Source organism: Microcystis sp. LE19-84.1B (genome assembly GCF_027531875.1).
GTDB classification, from domain to species: domain Bacteria; phylum Cyanobacteriota; class Cyanobacteriia; order Cyanobacteriales; family Microcystaceae; genus Microcystis; species Microcystis panniformis.
Map to the genome: position 1 here is coordinate 1 of NZ_JAPZSR010000053.1, position 21,836 is coordinate 21,836.

Annotated in this window: 21 protein-coding genes and 1 pseudogene; 10 read left to right on the forward strand and 12 right to left on the reverse strand. The window is 42.3% G+C overall.

Translation table 11 applies throughout. The features are described 5' to 3' along the window. The 4 genes from O9324_RS02675 to O9324_RS02690 form a co-directional block, all read left to right on the forward strand. Positions 1 to 456 (forward strand): DUF2887 domain-containing protein (locus O9324_RS02675; protein WP_288139406.1); only part of this gene is annotated, 456 nt, incomplete at its 5' end. A gap of 118 nt (positions 457 to 574) precedes the next feature. Then, on the forward strand, positions 575 to 2,461 hold the full coding sequence (locus tag O9324_RS02680) for a tetratricopeptide repeat protein (RefSeq protein WP_288139407.1): 1,887 nt from the start codon (positions 575 to 577) through the stop codon (positions 2,459 to 2,461). Between the two features lie 114 nt (positions 2,462 to 2,575). After that, positions 2,576 to 3,115, forward strand: a complete 540-nt coding sequence (locus tag O9324_RS02685) for a hypothetical protein (protein WP_288139408.1) — start codon at positions 2,576 to 2,578, stop codon at positions 3,113 to 3,115. Between the two features lie 7 nt (positions 3,116 to 3,122). Then, on the forward strand, positions 3,123 to 3,431 hold the full coding sequence (locus tag O9324_RS02690; protein WP_288139409.1) for a hypothetical protein: 309 nt from the start codon (positions 3,123 to 3,125) through the stop codon (positions 3,429 to 3,431). Positions 3,432 to 3,540: 109 nt separating this feature from the next. On the opposite strand, the gene fabI is transcribed toward O9324_RS02690, so the two are convergent. Next, a complete protein-coding gene (fabI, locus tag O9324_RS02695) occupies positions 3,541 to 4,317 on the reverse strand; it encodes an enoyl-ACP reductase FabI (RefSeq protein ID WP_002740281.1) in 777 nt (258 codons plus the stop codon). Between the two features lie 214 nt (positions 4,318 to 4,531). On the opposite strand from fabI, the gene ntcA reads away from it, so the two are divergent. Both ntcA and O9324_RS02705 read left to right on the forward strand, forming a co-directional pair. Further along, positions 4,532 to 5,209: a global nitrogen regulator NtcA gene (ntcA, locus tag O9324_RS02700; RefSeq protein WP_002793163.1), complete on the forward strand. Its 678-nt coding sequence runs from the start codon at positions 4,532 to 4,534 to the stop codon at positions 5,207 to 5,209. A gap of 7 nt (positions 5,210 to 5,216) precedes the next feature. Further along, positions 5,217 to 6,704, forward strand: a complete 1,488-nt coding sequence (locus O9324_RS02705) for a DUF3084 domain-containing protein (protein ID WP_288139410.1) — start codon at positions 5,217 to 5,219, stop codon at positions 6,702 to 6,704. 13 nt (positions 6,705 to 6,717) lie between these two features. Here the strand turns inward: O9324_RS02705 and O9324_RS02710 are convergent, their stop codons facing one another. From O9324_RS02710 to ccsB, 6 genes are all read right to left on the reverse strand, one after another. Next, positions 6,718 to 7,302, reverse strand: coding sequence for a Uma2 family endonuclease (locus O9324_RS02710; RefSeq protein ID WP_288139411.1), 585 nt, complete (start codon positions 7,300 to 7,302; stop codon positions 6,718 to 6,720). A gap of 81 nt (positions 7,303 to 7,383) precedes the next feature. Beyond that, on the reverse strand, positions 7,384 to 7,959 hold the full coding sequence (locus O9324_RS02715) for a Uma2 family endonuclease (protein WP_190358949.1): 576 nt from the start codon (positions 7,957 to 7,959) through the stop codon (positions 7,384 to 7,386). Between the two features lie 186 nt (positions 7,960 to 8,145). Beyond that, complete coding sequence (locus O9324_RS02720; protein WP_288139412.1) at positions 8,146 to 9,399, reverse strand: ATP-binding protein; 1,254 nt, start codon at positions 9,397 to 9,399, stop codon at positions 8,146 to 8,148. Between the two features lie 361 nt (positions 9,400 to 9,760). Continuing rightward, positions 9,761 to 11,083 carry a serine/threonine protein kinase gene (locus O9324_RS02725; RefSeq protein WP_288139413.1) on the reverse strand — a complete coding sequence of 441 codons (1,323 nt, stop codon included), beginning with the start codon at positions 11,081 to 11,083 and terminating at the stop codon, positions 9,761 to 9,763. Positions 11,084 to 11,140: 57 nt separating this feature from the next. Continuing rightward, positions 11,141 to 12,034: an aspartoacylase gene (locus tag O9324_RS02730; RefSeq protein WP_190358946.1), complete on the reverse strand. Its 894-nt coding sequence runs from the start codon at positions 12,032 to 12,034 to the stop codon at positions 11,141 to 11,143. 284 nt (positions 12,035 to 12,318) lie between these two features. Further along, on the reverse strand, positions 12,319 to 13,305 hold the full coding sequence (ccsB, locus tag O9324_RS02735; protein ID WP_002797576.1) for a c-type cytochrome biogenesis protein CcsB: 987 nt from the start codon (positions 13,303 to 13,305) through the stop codon (positions 12,319 to 12,321). 132 nt (positions 13,306 to 13,437) lie between these two features. Here ccsB and ftsH point away from each other — a divergent pair, with 132 nt between their 5' ends. Further along, on the forward strand, positions 13,438 to 15,402 hold the full coding sequence (gene ftsH, locus O9324_RS02740) for an ATP-dependent zinc metalloprotease FtsH (protein WP_288139414.1): 1,965 nt from the start codon (positions 13,438 to 13,440) through the stop codon (positions 15,400 to 15,402). A 201-nt stretch (positions 15,403 to 15,603) separates the two neighbouring features. On the opposite strand, the gene O9324_RS02745 is transcribed toward ftsH, so the two are convergent. The 3 genes from O9324_RS02745 to O9324_RS02755 all read right to left on the reverse strand — a co-directional run bounded on the left by O9324_RS02745 (position 15,604) and on the right by O9324_RS02755 (position 18,520). Next, positions 15,604 to 17,520 (reverse strand): hypothetical protein, encoded by a 1,917-nt coding sequence (locus O9324_RS02745; RefSeq protein ID WP_288139415.1) that lies wholly within the window; start codon positions 17,518 to 17,520, stop codon positions 15,604 to 15,606. Further along, positions 17,489 to 17,842 carry a hypothetical protein gene (locus O9324_RS02750; protein WP_002772182.1) on the reverse strand — a complete coding sequence of 118 codons (354 nt, stop codon included), beginning with the start codon at positions 17,840 to 17,842 and terminating at the stop codon, positions 17,489 to 17,491. Before O9324_RS02750 ends, O9324_RS02745 begins: the two co-directional genes overlap by 32 nt. A 126-nt stretch (positions 17,843 to 17,968) precedes the next feature. Continuing rightward, on the reverse strand, positions 17,969 to 18,520 hold the full coding sequence (locus tag O9324_RS02755) for a thioredoxin family protein (protein WP_043995638.1): 552 nt from the start codon (positions 18,518 to 18,520) through the stop codon (positions 17,969 to 17,971). A 103-nt stretch (positions 18,521 to 18,623) separates the two neighbouring features. On the opposite strand from O9324_RS02755, the gene O9324_RS02760 reads away from it, so the two are divergent. The 3 genes from O9324_RS02760 (at position 18,624) to O9324_RS02770 (ending at position 20,972) form a co-directional block, all read left to right on the forward strand. Beyond that, positions 18,624 to 18,890 (forward strand): ssr2422 family thylakoid membrane protein, encoded by a 267-nt coding sequence (locus O9324_RS02760; protein ID WP_002772185.1) that lies wholly within the window; start codon positions 18,624 to 18,626, stop codon positions 18,888 to 18,890. Positions 18,891 to 18,922: 32 nt separating this feature from the next. Then, a complete protein-coding gene (locus O9324_RS02765; RefSeq protein WP_002760353.1) occupies positions 18,923 to 19,327 on the forward strand; it encodes an NIL domain-containing protein in 405 nt (134 codons plus the stop codon). A 235-nt stretch (positions 19,328 to 19,562) separates the two neighbouring features. Further along, the gene (locus O9324_RS02770) at positions 19,563 to 20,972 is read left to right on the forward strand and encodes an isochorismate synthase (protein ID WP_288139416.1); all 1,410 of its coding nucleotides are present in this window, start codon (positions 19,563 to 19,565) and stop codon (positions 20,970 to 20,972) included. Positions 20,973 to 21,156: 184 nt separating this feature from the next. Here O9324_RS02770 and O9324_RS02775 read toward each other — a convergent pair. Together O9324_RS02775 and O9324_RS02780 are read right to left on the reverse strand one after the other, a co-directional pair. Next, positions 21,157 to 21,696 (reverse strand): annotated as a pseudogene (locus O9324_RS02775) (aldehyde dehydrogenase family protein); the annotation flags it as partial. 26 nt (positions 21,697 to 21,722) lie between these two features. Next, positions 21,723 to 21,836 (reverse strand): transposase (locus tag O9324_RS02780; protein ID WP_130758671.1); only part of this gene is annotated, 114 nt, incomplete at its 5' end.

The window sequence follows — 21,836 nt, forward strand, 5'->3', positions numbered from 1 at the left end:
GGAAGAGAGTTAATCGTGCGAGTGAGGGAAACGGGGGTAGAAAATCGCCCACAGGAACTTTTAGAATTAATAGAGACGATTTTGATTTACAAGTTGCCGCGGATTACTCGAAAGGAGATAGAAGCTATGTTTAGTCTAAGCGAGTTAAGACAGACGCGTGTGTTTCAGGAGGCCCTAGAGGAAGGTCGCCAAGAAGGTCGCCAAGAAGGTCGCCAGGAAGGTCGCCAAGAAGGTCGCCAAGAAGGTCGCCAAGAAGGTCGCCAAGAAGGTCGTCAAGAAGGTCGCCAAGAAGGTCGTCAAGAAGGTCGCCAAGAAGGGGAAATCATCGGAAAATTAGCTTCTGTTCCCTTATTATTGCGAGCGGGGGTTAATCCCCAAGAAATCGCCGCTTCTCTGGGATTGTCTCTTGAACAGGTCTTAGAAATGGCTCGCTCGCCGGGAGATAGCGATCGCTAGGGTATTTTCAGAAGTTTGATTGCTGATTTCCCCTTTTAGGACGAGTATGAACCCCGAAAGGGACGACTTTCGGCAGTAGAGATATAATTTCCTTATCTTCCTTTCCCGCTTTTCTTCGATGCTATCCTTACTAAAAAAGCTCTGGAATTGGCTAAAATCGCTCTTTATTGGCAGTCCGAGGGCAATTAACCCCAAAGAAGTCAAAAATACTCCTCCAGAACCCAGCGATGGGGAATATGAAGGGATATTGATGGGGTTATTCGAGCAGGTAGCGGCGGGAACCACTACCGGCGGGTTACGGGGATGGCTATACAGTCGCCATTGTGACGATAAAAAGCTGGCGCGGTGGTTAGAGGTCAAAAGCGAGGAATGGCTACAGTATCCGGAAGATTATCAAACTTTAGGGCGGGATCTGGCGGCTTTAGGGAAGGTGATGACGGGAAATCTGGGGGAAGTGTCCCAACGGATTAGCCTCCAGTTACGCGACGCGGTGAGGGATGTTTCCGGTGTGGAGGAGGAAAATCTAGACTCAAAGGAGACGGATTTAACGGAAGTGGTTCAGGATGTCGCATTCTGGTTTGAGCAAGGATACCAGAAACTAATCAATGGGGATTTTATCGGCGCGATCGCATCTTACGACAAAGCTTTAGAAATTAAACCCGATTACCATGAAGCTTGGTACAACCGAGGGGTTGCGTTAGGTAATTTAGGCAGATGGGCAGAAGCGATCGCATCTTACGACAAAGCTTTAGAAATTAAACCCGATAAGCATGAAGCTTGGTACGGCCGAGGGTTTGCGTTAGGTAATTTAGGCAGATGGGCAGAAGAGATCGCATCTTACGATCGAGCTTTAGAAATTAAACCCGATAAGCATGAAGCTTGGCACGGCCGAGGGTTTGCGTTAGATGATTTAGGCAGATTGGCAGAAGCGATCGCCTCTTACGATCAAGCTTTAGAAATTAAACCCGATAAGCATGAAGCTTGGAACAACCGAGGGATTGCGTTAAAGAATTTAGGCAGATTAGAAGAAGCGATCGCCTCTTACGATCAAGCTTTAGAAATTAAACCCGATTTCCATCTAGCTTGGACTAACCGGGGGGTTGCGTTAGGTAATTTAGGCAGATGGGCAGAAGCGATCGCATCTTACGACAAAGCTTTAGAAATTAAACCCGATGACCATCAAGCTTGGAACAACCGAGGGGTTGAGTTAGGTAATTTAGGCAGATGGGCAGAAGCGATCGCATCTTACGACAAAGCTTTAGAAATTAAACCCGATAAGCATGAAGCTTGGTACGGCCGAGGGTTTGCGTTAGATGATTTAGGCAGATTGGCAGAAGCGATCGCCTCTTACGATCAAGCTTTAGAAATTAAACCCGATTATCATGAAGCTTGGTACAACCGAGGGAATGCGTTAGGTAATTTAGGCAGATGGGCAGAAGCGATCGCATCTTACGACAAAGCTTTAGAAATTAAACCCGATTTCCATCAAGCTTTGTCCGGCCGAGGGGTTGCGTTAGGTAATTTAGGCAGATGGGCAGAAGCGATCGCCTCTTACGATCAAGCTTTAGAAATTAAACCCGATTATCATCAAGCTTGGTACAACCGAGGGGTTGCGTTAGATGATTTAGGCAGATTTGCAGAAGCGATCGCCTCTTACGATCAAGCTTTAGAAATTAAACCCGATTTCCATCTAGCTTGGACTAACCGGGGGGTTGCGTTAGGTAATTTAGGCAGATGGGCAGAAGCGATCGCCTCTTACGACAAAGCTTTAGAAATTAAACCCGATGACCATCAAGCTTGGTACAACCGAGGGATTGCGTTAAAGAATTTAGGCAGATTAGAAGAAGCGATCGCATCTTACGACAAAGCTTTAGAAATTAAACCCGATGACCATCAAGCTTGGACCAACCGAGGGAATGCGTTAAGGAATTTAGGCAGATGGGCAGAAGCGATCGCCTCTTACTACCAAGCGGTAGCCATTAAATCCGATGACCATCAAGCTTAGTCTGACCGAGGGTGGGCGATTTGTTCTCTGGGTAAAATAGGGCTAGATCAACTAACAGAATACAGCGATCCTTACCATTGGGCAGCCTATACCCTGACTGGACAGGACTAACTTATGGAAATTCCCAAAACAATTATCGATCTTGAAGCGCTGCTAATTGCCCTCGCACAGCAGACTGAACCCTTGCCAGAATATCTACAGCGATCGCTCAAAGAAATTGAACGATTATTAAAGGAAGAACAACCCCAGGCAGCAACACAATTGCGGCAACTTGTCAAGGATTATCCTCCCCTAGAAAAAGCTTATAAAAAAGCGATCGAAGAGTTAGACGCAGCCTATGCTAACCAAGAACGCGCCAAAAGTTTAAGCGTCACTTTTCCCGATAGTTTAGATTTCGGGTCCCTATTTATTAATGATGTTATTCCTAGCCAAGATTGGGTAAAAACTGCCCAAAAATTAATCCGATCCCCCCTTGATCAGGAGGGTGCTGATTCCCCTCGATTTTGGGATAAAGCCGATCGCCTGATGGTGGTAACGGTGGGAGGTGCGGCCCTAGGGGGATCGATTGCGGGAGTTTACGGTGCGGTTATTGGTGCGATATTAGCGGCAGGCTGCGGATGGTATATTACTTTTAGGAAAACAAAATCAGCATAAATTTTTGATGAAGATTGTTAACATTGAAAACTTTCTTTTGTTAATCGGAACCTTGCTTATTACCGCAAGCGTGGCACTGGTTACAAAAAAACAATCAAGACGGGGAAACAATAAATCTTATCTAGAAATTATTTTTGTTTCTGGGTTAAGTTTATCGGCTGTCTTGGCAATGTCTAAGGTGGTCCATAAAGTGTTAACCGATGAAAATTTTCAGAATTGCCTTGGCTCGGATAGTCAAATCCTTCTTTTGTTAGCGGCTGTTCTCGGTATCTTTATTTCTATTAAAGAGATTTGTAAATTATTTGAAGCGAACTAATAGGAATACCAGCTTTATCCATATCTAAAAGTTATACTAAATCCTCTGGAGAAGGTGTAGAATAGGCTCGAAATCTTTTTCCTCTCGGCTACTCAAACCCTACTTAAAACTACATTCCCATAATTTCGTAACCGGAATCTACATAAATAATCTGTCCAGTAATACCACTAGAAAGATCACTGGCTAAAAAAGCGGCCGTATTTCCCACCTCAATTTGTGTCACCGTGCGATGTAAAGGAGCGATTTCTTCCACATGATGGATCATATCAAGAATTCCCCCCACGGCCGAAGATGCCAAGGTGCGAATTGGACCGGCGGAAATACCATTAACTCGAATCTTTTGTCCCCCTAATTCCGCAGCTAAATAGCGAACACTCATTTCTAAACCAGCTTTTGCCACCCCCATTAAATTATAGTTAGGAATTACCTTGACACCACCGAGATAGGTAAGAGTGATAATACTTCCCCCTTCCGTCATCAAAGGTTTAGCCGATCGCGCTAGACGAGTTAGGGAAAAAGTGCTAATATCTAGGGATTTAGTGAAAGCTTCCCGGGGGATGGCGGTAAAATCGCCCGTTAAACCCTCTTTATCGGCAAAAGCGAGACAGTGAATCAAAATATCCAGTTTACCCCATTTTTCCGCCACTGTAGCGAAAGTATCTTCTACCTGTTGGTCATTTTGGACATCGCAGGGGACATAAAAAGCGGGATTAAGTTCATCGGCCAATTCTCGCACTTTTTTCTCAAAGCGGCCTTTTTCGTCGGGGAGATAGGTGACACCGATATTTGCACCAGCTTGATGGAGTTGTTGGGCAATTCCCCAAGCGATCGAGCGATTATTGGCAATTCCTGTCACTAGGGCGTTTTTTCCCGTTAAATCTAACATAGTTCTCGTTTCTCTTACAAAAATCTCCCCAATAGCCGACCCCAGCGAGATTCGGTATAATAGGGATACAGATAACGGGGCAGCAATGATCACCCCTCCCCCATTGTCTGGCAAAAAGCGCCCAAAACTTTTCCCAGTTTAGGCAGCGGTTATGTTTAATAGAGGTGACACTCGTTGCATAATAAAAACAATTTTCCCCTTTTTTGGATGTGAGATGGACTTATCATTAATACAAGATAAACCCCTAGCAGATGTGTTCCGTCGAATCGGCAGCGGCAATTTCCCCCCGGTGGTGGAATTGTTCGAGCGTGGCAAAACGATCTTTTTCCCTGGAGATCCCGCCGAAAGAGTCTATTTTTTGCTGAAAGGAGCCGTTAAGTTATCGCGAGTCTATGAAGCGGGAGAAGAAATTACCGTGGCTCTACTGCGGGAAAATAGCGTCTTTGGTGTGCTATCCTTACTGACTGGTCAGCGATCGGATCGTTTTTATCATGCCGTGGCTTTTACTCCGGTAGAATTACTCTCGGCCCCGATCGATCAGGTAGAAAGATCCCTCCGCAATAATCCCGATTTATCAATGTTGATGCTGCAGGGTTTGTCCTCGCGGATTCTGCAAACGGAAATGATGATCGAAACCTTAGCTCACCGGGATATGGGTTCACGTTTGGTCAGTTTTTTGTTAATTCTCTGTCGTGATTTTGGGGTTCCCACCACCGATGGCATCCGGGTGGATCTAAAATTGTCTCACCAAGCGATCGCAGAAGCGATCGGTTCTACTCGCGTCACTGTCACCCGTTTATTGGGAGAGCTGCGGGATCAGGAAATGGTCTCAATTTACAAGAAGAAAATTACCGTCCATAATCCCGTCGCTCTCAGTCAACAATTTACTTAAATTCTGGATGACTAGCGCTTATATTTTAGTTTTGGCCATCGTGGTTTTAGGTGGTCTGATAGCTGCGGTTGGCGATCGCATAGGTAGCCGTATCGGTAAGAAAAGGATGCGTTTATTTAATCTGCGTCCGAAACAAACCGCAACTTTAATGACGATTGTAACGGGAATTTTGATCGCCAGTTCGACTTTAATTGTCTTATTTGCTTCTAGTAAATCCCTGCGTCAAGGGGTTTTTGAACTGGATCGTCTTTTAAATGAACGTCGTGCCGCTATTAAGGATTTGGAAAGTCAGGTAAGAAAAACCACCGAACAAAAAAATCGAGTGGAAAAAGCTTTAAAAACGGCTAAAAGTGAACAGATAGCTGTGCAGAAACGTCTAGAGGTTCTTAATAAAAATTATCAAGCTTCTCGTCAACGTTTGCGATTAGTTTCAGGACAGTTGGAAAAGTTTCGTAAGGAAGTGGCTAATTTAAATAATGAACGAGTTATTTTAACTAATCAAAAGGCAGAGTTAATCAGTCAACGGGAGCAATTGTTCCAACAAAAATCAATTCTTTCTAGTCAGATCAATCAACTACAAACCACCGTTCAAATTAGAGATAAAGAGTTAGCTAATCAACAAAAGTTATTAACAACCAGACAAGCGCGACTTCAACAGTTGGAAACTCAACAAAAAACCCTACAGCTAGAAATTGATCGCCGGGATCAACGTATTGGAGAACTCGATCGATCGATTGTGGATAAAAATTTGGCTTTGGAACAGCGCGAGGGAAAATTAAAGGATTTAGAAACCCAAATGGCTTTTCTGAAGCGGGAAGTGGAAGTTTTAGAACAATACTATCAAACCTATCAAGAATTGCGGGAAAAACAAATCGCTATTTTCCGGGGACAGGTGTTATCTTTTGGAGCTTTTCGTATTGTCGATCCCCAAGCTATTGTCGCTGTTATTGATAAGTTATTGCGAGAAGCGAATATAAATGCTATCCGTGCCACCCAACCGAATCAGCCTAATTTTGACCAGCGTTTAGTTAAGATCACAAAAGCACAGGTAGAACAGTTAAGTCAACAATTACAGGACGGTAAAGAATATGTGGTGAGAATCCTTTCAGCAGGTAATTATGTCTTAGGAGAAACCGAGATTCGTGTCTTTGCTGATGTGGTTCCCAATCAAAGAGTTTTTGAGGAGAAACAGGTAATCGCTGCCGTTTCCATTGATCCCCAAAATATGACAGAAGAAGACCTACAAAAGCGCTTAGATTTACTCTTAGCTTCGGCTCAATTTCGCGCTAGAAGTGCGGGAGTTTTAGGGTCAATTCAAGTGGAAGATGGTTTATTAACTACGGTAGTTAACTTTATTGGTCAAGTGAAAAAGTCGGGTAATTCTATCGAGACACTTGAGGCAGTTGCTGCTAGTAAAACTAATACATCTGGACCTTTAACTTTGCGTTTAGTAGCGGTAAAAGATGGTAAAATTGTTTTTAGTACGTCTTCTTAAAAGATAGCTAAAGTTAGGAGTTGAGACTAAAATCAATTCCTTCGTAAATATCGACAAGATTTAAGCTAATTCCTAAAGAATCTAGAGAGAGAATTTCCCTGGCTGGGGTGTATTCTTGCAGTAACCAATTATTGTCTGAGGTTTTGCGATAGGATTCTATTAGTATCTCCCCTTGACTGACGAGAAGATATTGGTTTAATTGGGGTATAGAACGATAATAACGAAATTTATCACCCCGATCATAACCAGAGGTGGAAGGGGATAAAACTTCGATAATTACACAGGGATTTAAAATTTCATCGTTGCGATTATCGCTAAATAATGGTTCCCCAGCAATGAGCATTAAATCTGGGTATAAACCGCGATTATATTGGGGTATCCATAGTCGCAAATCACTGGGAAAGACTTCATAAATAGTTTTCCTTAAAGCATTGTCTAACAAGCGAATTAAATTGCGTACCAGTCGATTATGATTGATGCTTCCCCCTGTCATCTCGATAATTTCCCCGTCGTGATATTCGTGTTTAGTTTCCGCTCTAGTTTCTAAACTACGATATTCTTCTAAGCTGAGGGTTTTGGTAGGAGATCGAGTTAGCATTTTCTCTGTCACAGAATTTTTAATCCTCCCGATTATAACCTAGATCACAGAAAAAAAAGGTTATCATTCGTCAATTATTCTTCAATTAAAATTAATTCCTTCGTAAATATCGGCAATATTTAAGCTAATTCCTAAAGAATCTAGGGATATAATTCCCCTGGCTGGGGTGTATTCTTGCAGTAACCAATTATTCTCTGATGTTTTGCTATAGGATTCTATTAATATCTCCCCTTGACTGACGAGAAGATATTGGTTTAATTGGGGTATAGAACGATAATAACGAAATTTATCACCCCGATCATAACTAGAGGTGGAAGGGGATAAAACTTCGATAATTACACAGGGATTTAAGATTTCATCGTTGCGATTATCACTAAATAATGGTTCCCCAGCAATGATCATTAAATCTGGGTATAAACCGCGATTATATTGGGGTATCCATAGACGTAGATCGCTAGATTGAAGACGATAATTAGGTCCTCTTAAAGCCAATTTTAGCAGGACAATAAGATTAATGAGAATACTATTATGATTGATGCTTCCCCCTGTCATCTCGATAATTTCCCCGTTGTGATATTCGTGTTTAGTTTCCGCTCTAGTTTCTAAATTACGATATTCTTCTAAGCTGAGGGTTTTAGGGGGAGATGAAGTCAACATTTTTCCAGATTAGAGCTTCTTTTATTTGATCATAACATAATTAAGTAGGTAGGTGTTAAAAATTGTCATATCCCCCCTTATTAAGGGGGGATTAAGGGGGGACTAAGGGGGGATCGGCACCCCCCTTATCAAGGGGATCAAGGTGGTATCAAAGGCAAAATCTATCTTCTATTTAATTAGAACCACTTACTTAATGCTACCTTTTAATCCTAATTCTCCTTGCAGAAAATCAATAAATTGTCTAGCAGTTCTTCCCGATCGCCCATTATGTCGGGTTGCCCATTGTTTGGCACGAAATTCTAAGTCTTCTAAGCTAATTTTTAATTTAGCTAAACTGGCTAAATGGCGCACTATTTCCAGATATTTTTCTTGATTAGCTGGTTCAAAAGTGAGGGTTAAACCAAAGCGATCGCTAAAGGATAATTTTTCTTGTACTGTGTCCCAATTATGCACTTCATCACTATCTTTTGGTTGCGGTCGATCCGCAAAAAATTCTCTGACTAAATGTCGGCGATTAGAAGTGGCATAAACTACGACATTTTTCGGTCTAGCGGTGAGACTTCCCTCTAAAATAACCTTTAAAGCTTTAAAAGCTTCATCGTCTTCTTCAAAGGATAAATCATCGACAAAGATAATAAATTTTTGAGGCAAATCTCGCAAGATTTCAATAATTAATGGTAGGTCTTTTAATTGCGATTTTGCCACTTCAATTAAGCGCAATCCCTGACTATGATATTTTGGCAATAGTCCCTTGACTAGAGAGGATTTTCCAGAACCACGGCTGCCATAGAGTAGGACATTTAAAGCAGGATAACCTGCCAATAAAAACTCAGTGTTTTTAATCAAGGTTTCCTTGGGCGTTTCATAACCGACTATGTCTTGAATCTGCACGGTATCGGGATGAGTAATTCCTTGTAATCTGCCTTCTTGCCACCTTAAAGCTGGATAATGGGCAAAAATTCCTGTACCACATTTGCGATAATAATCTGCTAAATCTTCGACTAATTCCGTCCAATCTGAACTGGAATGCAGCAAACTTTCTAATTTATTTTCCACTTCCCAAGCGGGGAAAATTAGAAATTTAATTTGTTCAAAAATTGTCGAACTGCTTAAGCTATAAATGCTAGAGTTATAAAGAGATTGGAGGATAGATAAATCCTGTTTAACGCCATTAATTAAAGATTCGGGTAACTCCCAAACACTTTTTTTCTGTACCTGTTGACTAAAGGGATTATCATCTAAGAGAATTTGTTCGATTAGAAAATCATTCCAACTGATATTTTTAGATGCTAAAGCTTGAAACCATTGACCATAAGCTTTGAGAAAATCGGCAACATTATCCGTAGCTAATAGGGTAATAAATGCCTGGCCAATAGCATTATCAAAAACCCCTTGATACAAAACCAACAAGCTGACTTTTTTGTAAATTTCAGAGCTCATTTTTTCTTCTCCACTAATAACTAACATTTCATGGCCGCCTTTTGGCAATTCCTAATCCGATTTAATAATTGCCGTCCTGTAGCCGAGGAAATGTAAATCAGTTATTATACTACCAAGATAGGGTGATCTTTGCAAGATTAAGGTTAAAAAAGGGAAAATGCCTACCGACTAATTCCTAGGATTTCTTGAATTGATTCTCATTTATCTTAATGGTGAGGTACAAAGTTCTCCTTTTGGGTAGTCAGTCCCGATGAAAAAATTTTCACCCCCACAGATGAAAGAGGTTTCCTTTCCTACACCCCACACCCCACACCCCACACCCTACACCCTCTTTCAAGTCAGGAGATGATACCCTGTCAGGCTACACTTCCTCTTGATGAGAAACGTTATATTTGATAAAATTTAACCAATCTTGGATTTCCTGTCCCAACCAGAGACATTCATCCTCGCGGAGATTCTGGCCGATAAGATAATAATTTTTAGCCGTCCGCAGACGAATCTGATAGTTACCTTCTGTGCCATTACTATGAAGAAAAATACCCCATAAATCTTGAGTTTTAAAAGCAAATTTTTTGTAGATAAAATTGAAGAGTTTATATTTAATTAAAACTTCTTGAGGGGTAAGAATTAATTGCATCTCCCGCAAACAAATAAAACCAATTAGAGCTATAATAAAGGTAAGAATCGGGGAGATAAAAACAGTGACAGTAAGGACAATCGCCAAAGACCAGAGGGTAGGCTTATCGGAAGGTAGCTTAATTTTGGGGGGTAAATTAATCTCTAAATTATCCCGGTGTTTAGCGATACGGATGGAACTGTGGGGAGGTTTTGGTAATTTCTTAGGATCGATTAAACTTGATACTTGACGATGGTAGGGATGTTGAAGAAATTTTAGGGCTTCTCTGGCACTTTTAAACCGCTTTTCTACCGCCATATCAGTCATAGTTTCTAACCAATCGATTAAATCATCATCAATTGTCACCAGTTGGCGAAATTGAATTTTAGAGTCGCGGTGGGGCAGTTCTATCGGCACAATTCCCGTCAATAAATGAATTAAAGTCATGCCCAAGGCATATAAATCAGAACTGGGAACCGCCCGTCCCCAAAATTGTTCTAGGGGTGCATAACCACTCGTTCCCACCACAGTAAAAGTAACTCCCGTCACTGCACCCTTAGACTGGACTGCGCCAAAATCCACTAAATAAACGTTATTTTCCGAGTTAATAATTAAATTACTAGGTTTAATATCTCGATGTAATACTGGGGGTGATAATTCATGCAAATAAATGAGAATTTCGAGAACTTCTTGGGCAATATTCCGAATTACCGTAGGGGTGAAACGTTGCCCCCTTTCTAAGCGATCGCTTAAGGATTCTCCCGGTATATAATCTTGTACAAGTACAAACCAAGGAATCCCGTCACCTTGATTTTTATCGAGGGAAAAATAATCGCGATAGCGGGGAATACGGGGATGATAGAGAGAAGCTAAAACGGCGGACTCCCGTTCAAATAATTTTAATTCTTCCCACTCCATCTGGGGACTAAAAGCGAGGAGTTTAATAATTACCGATTCCTGGGATAATATATCGGTAGCTAACCAAGTTTGACGACCGATAGCGGTATTTCCTAGGCGTTGTTGTAGTTGGTAACGTTCAGCTAAAAGAGAATCAGAAGTAAAGGTCATAGTGGCTTTTCCCTTATTTAGACCTGTTTTTTTTTCAGGAAAACTGCTGTGGAGGTACTAATTAATATCGATTTGTTTTTTTGCTGTCCAACAAAGGGCGATTCCTTTTTCTTTATAGGAAGATTCTCCGACAAAGATAGGATATAGTTCAGATTCACCACGATAGATAATTTCCTGACCATCAAATCCTAGAAAAATCGGTTGATTAGGTTGAATTGCCTGATAATCTCGTTGGAGAATCTGAGGATGTAACATGGCTTTAATTTCACCCTGTTCATCCCTAGGATAATCGATCGATCCTAAACGTTGGTAAACTGTGAGGGATTCGCTGAAAGTATCGAGATGGGCAGCGAGATAATTTTCCTGTTCGATATAGTCTAGGATTTGATAGATAAGTGTTTCGGTTTGACGAAAAAGATAGGGACAGATGACCCCATGGTTAACCGGACCGATTTCTAGGGTAAAAGCTAGGGGACAAATTCCTTTCAGAAAATGATTTTCTTCCTCGCTGACGGGATGATAAATTAAGCGCACCTCAGGATTAATTTTAGTCAGATAGGTAAAGAGTTTTAATAGCCAAGGATGGGGGTTAGAATAAATAATCGCCAGCATCATATTAGATGTGGTGCTGTGAATATCGATTAATAAATCAATGGATTTTTCTCGGATTTCTTTAACTATTTTTTTGGCTCGTTTTTGTTCGTATTGCTGACAATCGGGATTAACTAAATCTTTCTGGTTAAAACAACGATTTAAATCCGTATCGATATATCTAACCCGTTGCTTTAGGGCTAAGGGATTAGCGATGAGACTGTGGGATTGAAAACTGCTGCGAGCAATAAGATTAGGTGACTTTTGCAGGTATTTAACCAAATAAGCGGGAGTTAGTTCATTGCCATGCACACCGGCAATTAAAGCCAGATTTTTAATAGTAGTTTTCCGCTCGATCATTTTTTATAATTTTTGAGAAGTTAAGTGGGTGGGTGGAATTAAATATAAGATGAACGTAGGTTGGGTTGAAGCATGAAACCCAACGCCAGATTATGTTACGCTACCGCTAACCCATCCTACAAATAATTGTGCCTCCCTACTTATAATTATTTATGGTTTGCGGCAAAAAGTTTGTTGGTGGGGTTAGGAGTCGGTCGTCGGTCGTCAGAAGATTATTTTTTATTTATTCTTCCCACACCCCACACCCCACACCCCACACCCCACACCCCACCCCTATAACTGATTTAGAAAAACCAGCCGTAGGAATGAAGACCTTTACCTAAAAGATTCACCCCTAAATAACATACCCAAACCACAACAAAACCACTGGCCGCTAGAATAGCTGGTTTTCTTCCCTGCCATCCCCGGGTAATGCGGGCATGGAGATAAGCGGCAAACACTAACCAAGTGATTAGCGCCCAAGTTTCTTTCGGATCCCAACTCCAATAGGAACCCCAAGCTTCATTGGCCCAAACTGCCCCGGCGATGATACCGATAGTGAGAAGGGGAAAACCGAGACCAATGACCCGATAACTGATATTATCGAGGGTTTCCGCCAAGCTAAGACGTTGGGGCGAAAGAGTCGCCATCGCTGTTAAGGTGGGAGTTAAAAGGGCGGTTGTGCCACCGTTAGCCGTTTCCATGAAAATTGGGGCAGAAAGAGTGGTAGATAACTTATTTTGCAGACGATAGGCTCCCGTACCCACGGAACTGCCTTTTAACTCGATATTTTGACCTCTAGTGACGATCAGAAAAGCGATCGCCATCAGGGAACCCACCATCAAAGCAGCATAACTTAACATCATGACGCTAACGTGCATCATCAACCAATTCGATTTTAAAGCTGGAACCAAGGGCGCCGAAGTTTGCATTTCCCCGGGTAAGGACAAAGTGGCAAAAGCAGTAATCCCCATGGCTACAGGAGTCGTCACCACCCCCACCAGGCGACTGCGGCTAGTGTACTCAGCAATTAAATGAACCGCAGTTACACCCCAAGCGAGAAAGAATAAAGATTCGTAAAGATTGCTGATGGGGAAATAACCCGCTTCTAACCAGCGCGCCCCCAATAAAGCGGCGATACAGAGGTTAGCGATGGCCACTCCCGTGCTGCCCAGGCCGGGCAACAAAGGTATGCTAGGAAAGGCTGCCCCGGCCCAATAAACCAGCATGGTTAAAAACAGGACTAAAAAAGAAGTGTTATCGAGAAAGTTCTCTAAGCTAACTAAATTCATGGGATTTCTCTCGTTTGTCGCTCGCTCGCTACCAAGTATTCCATCCTCTATCCTATCCCATCGGTAAGGCGATCGAGACAGGGAATTGTTAGTATGAACTTTGCATTTTCACTCTGACCCACCCTAAAAATTATGACTAATCAAGAAGATAATCAATTTTCCTGGTCGCGTTTGCCTCTGTTAGGCAAAATCCTGATCATTTGTTCTGGTGTTGCCGTTTTAGGCTATTTTCTTATCCCTCGTCCCTCAGAATTGTCCAATATTACCCTCGAACCCTACAGCGAATTTATCAGTAAAGTGGAACGGGGCGACATCAGTAAGGTCAGAATTGGCAATCAAGTCATCTATTATCAATTAAAAAATCCTTTAGAATCCCTGGCTATTCCGGGTAATCCCCCCGTTAATCCCCCAGAATCAAGTAATCCCTTTCACGGTGATTCTAGTTCTCTGGCAAGCAAACCAAGCAGTAATCTAGTCTCCAGACGAGTCTTTGCCACGATTCCAGTTTATAACCCCCAATTACCCCAACTATTACAGCAAAAAGGCGTAATCTTCGAGGCGATTCCTGTGGCCGAAAACAGTTGGATCACCACTCTCCTCGCTTGGGTGGTTCCTCCCTTAATTTTAGTCGCCGCCATGCAGTTTCTGTTCTATCGCAACGATGACACCCGTAAATCGCTGCTTTTTAACAAAAATCTCGCTAAAGTTTACGGAGACGGCGAAAAATATCCGATTACCTTCGGTGATGTGGCCGGGGCCGAGGAAGCAAAAACCGAGTTAAAGGAAATCGTCGAATTTCTCAAGGATGCCGAGCGCTTTAATAAAATTGGGGCGCGTATTCCTAAGGGTGTTCTCTTAGTCGGACCGCCGGGGACGGGGAAAACTCTCTTAGCGAAAGCGGTCGCGGGGGAAGCGGGAGTGACGTTTTTTAGCATTTCGGCCTCGGAATTCGTGGAGTTATTTGTCGGGACCGGGGCAGCCCGGGTGCGGGATCTATTTGCCCAAGCGAAGAAAAATGCCCCTAGCATCATTTTTATTGATGAATTGGACGCGATCGGTAAATCGAGAAGTTCGGGATCGGGAACTAGCGGCAGCAATGATGAGCGCGAGCAGACTTTAAACCAACTTTTGACAGAAATGGACGGTTTTAGCCCCAAAGAAGCCGTCGTCATCGTTTTAGCCGCCACCAATCGCCCAGAGACTCTTGATGCCGCTTTATTGCGTCCGGGGCGCTTTGATCGCCAAGTTTTGGTGGATCGTCCCGATTTAGCGGGAAGATTGGCAATTTTGCAGATATACGCCAAACGAGTCCAGATGGGTGAAGATGTTAACCTCAAAGCGATCGCCACCCAAACCCCCGGTTTTGCCGGTGCCGATTTAGCCAACCTCGTCAATGAGGCTGCTCTCTTGGCTGCCCGTAATAATCGGGAAAAAGTCAGTCAAATTGATTTTAAAGAAGCGATAGAAAGAGTTATCGCTGGCTTAGAAAAGAAAAGTCGGGTTTTATCGGAAAAAGAAAAGAAAATCGTCGCTTATCACGAAGTAGGCCATGCTTTAGTCGGTGCTGTCATGCCGGGAGGTGGTCGCGTCGAGAAAATTTCCATCGTTCCCCGGGGTTTATCCGCTTTGGGTTATACCCTGAAAATTCCCACGGAAGACCGTTTTTTGATGACAGAAACCGAATTTAAAGAACAAATTACTATGTTATTGGGCGGTCGGGCAGCCGAAGAATTAATTTTTGGCAGTGTCACTAATGGCGCTTCCGATGATTTACAAAGGGCGACGGATATTGCGGAAAGAATGGTGACAATTTATGGTATGAGTAAATCCCTGGGTCCCCTAGCCTACGATAAAACAGGACAGGCTAATTTTTTAGGTAATAATCAGGGTAGTCCCCGGCGTTCGATCGGAGAAAATACGGCCAAAGCGATCGATGAAGAAGTTAAACAAATTATCGACGCTAGTTACCAAAAAGCCCTAGCAATTCTCAGTCACAACCGCAATTTATTAGAGTCGATTACTGCTAATCTTTTGACCACGGAAGTAATCGAAGGAGAAGAATTGCAAGAGGTATTAAATCAAGCGCAAATGGTCTGATCAATCCTCATAAATAGGGTCTGCTGAAAAAGTTTTTCGTGGGGACAGGGTGTGACCCCCCCCCAACCCCCCCCGACATCGGGGGGGCAGGTGGGGTGTGGGGAAGTGGGGAGAACAAAGCTGCCTATTGCCTATTGCCTTTTGCCTTTTGCCTTTCCTCATAACTAGGGTCTGCTGAATAAATAGTCGAGAATAACTAACTTAAGGAGAGGAGAGGATCAAAGCATTGGAAAACTTATATTTCCCTGCTTTGACGGTTAATTTGCCCTTTTTCCAACCCAAAGAAACAGGAGAGTTATCTCGACTTAAACTGTTATAAAGGGCGAAATTTTTTAACCAATCGTGCTTTTGACCGTTACGAATTAACATCGGCAGTAGATTGATTTGATTATAGGTAAATTGTAAACTCTGCCCTTGACTGCCTTTAAATAAGAGGCTGCCTTGGTTAATTTGAGTTAAATTTACTTGACTTTTTTGCTTAAATATGCTCTTGAAATTCTCATAACTGCCCTGGGTTGCCGCTTCTCCCACTTCCAGAGCAAAACCCGCATAATTGTTACCTGTGGGTAAAGCTTGGTAGGTGTTATCATCGGGATAAGGGGAATTAGGAATATCGATTATTTCAGGAGAAGAAAGATTGATTAATCTCAGAGCTAACCAAGTTTTTTCTAATTGAATAAACCAGATATTATCATCTTTTTCTACCTTAGCAGTTTTCGGTAATTGCCAGAAAAAAGCTTGATCTGCTGGTCGTAACCAGATTAAAAGATTACGATATTGTCCGATTTCATCCCCGGGATTTTTGCCCGGTTTTACGCCATTGTTGCCAGTGTTAGCCACAAAAAAATCCACCCCTTTGTCTTGATTAAAGGCCATTAATTTAAACGGGGCCACATCGCCATCGGGGAAAGTTCCCGCCAGACTACCCATTTGATAACTAGCCCCAATAAATTGAGTTTCCCAATAACCCGGACTCTGATTATTGCCCGGTTTCCAGTTTTCATATAGGGGTTTACTGGCGAGAATTTCTACCGGTTTATTAAAGTTTTTTCGGGCTAATTCCATCACTGCTAAAGGAGGACGATAACGACTGGTAATTAGATAAAGAGAGTCCAATTCCGGGCGATTATTGGCGACGGGAGTATCACCAAAGTATAACCAAAAAGTGCGGGCTGCACCCGATCGCATTACGCCATGGCCATCACCATAATCGCGTTTTACAGGGCCACCCCAACCACCGCGATAATATTTAACACTAGCGGCCATGGATAACCAATCTAAGGCCATTTTTGCCCATTGTTTAACTTCCGTATCTTGAGCAAAATCGTAGAGATTGAGATAGGGAGCAAAGGTATGACCGTGATAAACTTCTGAATCCCATTCTCCCATACCGATGTTATATAAAGCTGAAACGTAACGCTTAATTTTGCTCTTATAAATTTGACGAGTTGCTTCATTTCCTGTTTCTTCGGCCATCAGATAAACCGATGTTTCGCGCATCGCTCGCAGGTTATCAGTATTGCGACTATCTACCCATAAACCCCGTCTTTTCATACTCCAATCATTACCCGTGCCTTGGCCAGTACTATGGATAGGATGGGGGCGTTGTAAAGGGTCGGTTTCTGTCCAAATTTTCGCCGCATTATACATTCTCTGACGATAAACAGGATCGAGATACTTTCCGAGAAGAAAATATTTTCTAATTTGTCCTTTCAGGGTAAAAGAAAAATAATAATCTATATAATCGGTGTGGGCCTGTTCCCGTTTTTGTGGGTCATCCTGCTGCAGGAAATCTAGGGCTTTTTGCCGGTTTCCTGCCAAGAAATCAAACATGGCCATAGGATAGGATCTTTTCTCGTTTTCTCCCCACAAATTGCCATAACTTTCTGCCTTAGCAAAATGGTTAATAACCTGCTTGGCCCTTTGTTGAAATTCTGCCTCTAATTGCGGTGTCCAATCGTTAAGATATTGGGGTTGAACTTCGGCAACGGGGAAGGAAGCGATCGAGTTTTGAGAAACAGAATAGAGGGAATTAAAGCCAATAGCAAATAGGGCAATTATTCCCGCTAAAATTAGATATTTAATTCTAGATCCAATCGTCATCTTCGGCAAATTCATCGATGTTTCCTTGATTTTCTGGGGACTGAGGTTGATTCTCTTTATCTAATTGTAAAGGAACTGGTTCAGGAGCGATAATTTCTGGTAATAATTCTTCGGGTTTTTGACCATCTACCTCCACCACAATTATTTCTGTGACGGGAAACCAAAGTATCCGGCCTTGATCATCACAAACCGTCACCGATCGAGATTTATCTGGAGCCTCCGTTGCGAAGAAATCTCCTAACATTTTGGTGGGTAAAATATTCTTACTTTCACCCCCACTAACTCCTAGAAATATATATTCGTTACCTGTGGTCAAATGTTGGACAATAATCGCCATAATTAAAAGGTTTTAGTCAATGAAATGTACTTAGTTGATAGTTGACTCTTGAATGATAGCTTTCAGCCCTAAGCTTTCCACTGATAACTGATTACTGATTACTGATTACTGATAACTGATAACTGCTTACTGCTTAACTTGACTGCCGTGACTGCGGGGATCGGTTTGACTAGCGCCCACAAGGATATTAAAATCAGAAGTCTCTCCCGTAGTGGTGGCATAGGGTAGGGTAGAATTAGTTAAAAGTGCTTCTAAATTAGCAGTTAAAATTGATTTTGGTTGTTCTCCGATCGCTTGGGCAACTGGCTGTCCTTGGTTATTTAAAAAGACAAAATGGGGAATACCATCCACACGATAACGGAGAATTTCCGGCAACCATTTATTATTATCAACGTTGAGCATGACAAAATTAATGGCATTACCGTATTGTTTTTTAATTTCGGCAATTTCAGGGGCCATCGCCTGACAACTGGTACACCAATTAGCATAAAATTCTGTCAGGGTGGGTTTACCATTGCTGAGGGCAAGCTCGAAAGGTGTCGCTTTTTCCGCTTGCGCTTCCAAAGATACGGAACTAGCGGTGGTTTGAAACCCGAAGAAAATCGCTACACTAAGGATAACTGCCGTTACTGCCAGCAGCAGATTTCTGGTTTTGTTGGTGGGTGTGGTGGCTGTCATGGACATTTAATCAAAGTTTACTTTGTCCTATTGTAACGATTGCTGCGCTCTTTTAGTATTGGTGTCGATTGAGTTACAATCAAGTTAGAGATGGGTAATAATTATGACTGAAGAAAGACTCGATCGAATAGAGGGACAGCTAAAAAGGCTAGAAGGGAATGTTCATACAATTGAGGGGCGATTAGAAACTTTAGAAAGTAACCTTCAAAACATTGAAAAAAAGCTAGGAGACGTGATCAACCAAATCCGTGAACTTAGTCTTAGCATCGATACCTACCAAAAAGCTGATCAACAGGTAGTTAATTTGGCTTTTGGTCTAATCGTTGCCGCTACTGCTGCTATTGTAATTCCAGCCGTTTTCGGCAAATAAGCAAAAAAGATTCTTTAGATCGGAAAGGCTGCATGAAAAAACGCGTTACTCTCACTTTTCCCAAAAAAGCCGTCCATATGCCCGTTACCTATCGACTGGCAAAGGATTTTAACATCGCCGCTAATATTATCCGCGCCCAAGTTGCCCCCAATCAAGTGGGAACATTAGTATTAGAATTATCGGGAGATATCGATGAGTTGGAAGCGGCGATCGAATGGTTACAATTACAAAATATTGGCGTTTCCCAAGTTAGTCGCGAAATCGTCATTGATGAAGAAAAATGCGTCGATTGTGGGTTATGTACGGGAGTTTGTCCCACGGAAGCTTTAACCCTTGATCCCGAAAGTTTTCGTCTCAAGTTTTTGCGTTCCCGTTGTGTGGTTTGTGAACAATGTATCCCCACTTGTCCCGTGGTGGCAATTTCCACAAACTTGTAAAGTAGAAATTATTAAATTAATTTTTTTGCCCATTTAAATAATAGCCATCTCTGGAGATTTTAAGCCTTCATTTGTCTCCAACCCGGCTAATCGTCACAAATATCCCCTTCCCTTTCTGCCTAAAGACCCTTTCTCCGATACCATAGTTAAAAAGAGATTGCTGACTCTGGCCACATCTGTGGGGATTACATACCATTAATCATGGTTTTTTTGCAAAAAATACAAAAAACTTGACATGACTTCTGCCGTTCCTCGCCTTTCCTATCCTGATAGTCCGATTGCTGATCTTCGCGGCCTCTATGACTTTATCCTCAACCCGCAACTGTTAGCCGCAGAAAAGGGAAATCGGTTGATCGTCAGTTTTTGTCAAAAAATTTCCCCCCTTGATCCCCTAGAAATTCTCTCTCGGATTGCCCCTAGCTATCCCACCCATTGTTATTGGGAAAATCCCGAACGGGAAACCGCTCTTCTCGGCTACGGCATCGCCTTTGCTGCCACTTTCCACGGCAAACAACGTTTTTTAAAAGCTCAAAAATTTATTGAAAACTGTCAACAAAGAATTATCAAAATTGATAACTATAGCGAGATTACTCCCCGCATCTTTTGCAGTTTCACTTTTTTCGACTCGGCAACAGCTACTCCCTTTCCCTCAGCTACCCTAACCCTGCCTAAGTTTCAAATTATCAAAAAACAGTCGGAATATTTTTTCCTGACCAATCTCTTAATCACCGGCGAAGAAGAAATAGAAAACTCCCTCGAAGAAACTATTAATAACCTCAAAATTATCCAAAATAACTCGAGCAATTGCCGACAAAATCCCCGTCAGGATCCCTGTAGTTATTATATTCATCCTACCTATAATTTTCAAGCGGCTGTTGCCGATGCCCTCCAATCTATCCATGCTCAAAAATTTAGCAAAATTGTCCTCGCTCACGCTCTTGACGTGATTTCTCCCCGTCCTTTTCATCTGGTAAACTGTCTCGATAATTTGCGTCAGCGTCATCCCGATTGCTACACTTTTTCCCTCGGCAATGGACGGGGAGATCATTTTATTGGCGCTAGTCCCGAACGCTTGTTAACCGTCCATCAGGGGCAATTAATCACCGATGCTTTAGCGGGATCCGCCCCCCGGGGAGAAAATGCGATCGAAGATGCTCTTTTAGCCAATAAACTCCTCGCTAGTGAAAAAGAACAACGGGAACATCGGGCTGTTAGTGACTTTATTAACCAAAAATTGCGACAAATTGGCTTAAATCCGCAAAATTCTCCCTCTAGATTGTTAAAACTCTCCAATATTCAACATCTCTGGACTCCTATTCATGCCAAACTAAAACCCTCCATCCATCCCCTCGAAATTGTTGCCCAACTACACCCCACTCCTGCTGTTGCTGGGGTTCCCACCGAGATCGCTTTAGCACAAATTCGTCATTATGAAACCTTTGATCGCTCTCTTTATGCCGCTCCTTTGGGTTGGATTGATTGTCAAAATAATAGTGAGTTTATTGTTGGTATTCGTTCGGCATTAATTAAAGGCGATCGAGCGCGATTATACGCCGGTGCGGGTATTGTTGCCGGTTCCGATCCGGAAAAAGAACTAGCAGAAATTCAGATGAAATTTCAAGCTCTCTTAAAAGCTTTAACTTAAACTGTAAGTAAGTAGTTATAATTAAATTGAAGATAGATTTTGCCTTTGATCCCCCCTGCCCCCCTTAATAAGGGGGGTGCCGATCCCCCCTGCCCCCCTTGATAAGGGGGGTGCCGATAGGCGGGGGGATCCCCCTTAATAAGGGGGGTATCTGACAGTTTTTAACACCTACCTACTTAGCTTTTTAGCGAACCAATAACTTAAATAAGTTTAATTTACCCTTAAAAGGCGGATATTTTAAAGCGGGATTGAACCAAAGAGGTGTTTTCATAATCGCTTTTTGGTGACTAAAATTCTCAAAGGAAAAACGACCATGGTAGTTACCAATACCGCTATTTCCACGACCACCAAAGGGTAAACTAGGATTAGTAAAATGAAAACTATTGTTGTTAATACAACCTCCCCCAAACTGGACAGATTCTAACCATTTCTTTTCGGTTTTTGCCTTGGTAGTAAACAGATAAAAAGCTAGAGGGTTAGGGTTTTTAGCAATAATTGCTAAAGCTTCCTCAAAAGTGCTAAAGGCAATGATCGGTAAAATTGGTCCGAATATTTCCCCTTGCATAATAGGAGCATCGAGGGAAACATTAGTTAATAAAGTTGGTTGAATATATAAATTTTCTCGATCAGTTTTACCGCCAAAAACAATCTCACCATCTTGGAGAAAGTCAATCAGACGGTCAAATTGTTTTTCGTTAATTATCTTACCATAATCAGCACTTAAGGCTCTTCGTTACCCTTTATGCTAAATCAACATACAAGATGCCAAGATAACATACTTCTAACCCAAAAATTCCGAAAGTTTCTAAAGCCATAGCCTCTCCGTTTTATTAGTTTAAGTTTATTGTTGATTCCCTCGACCAC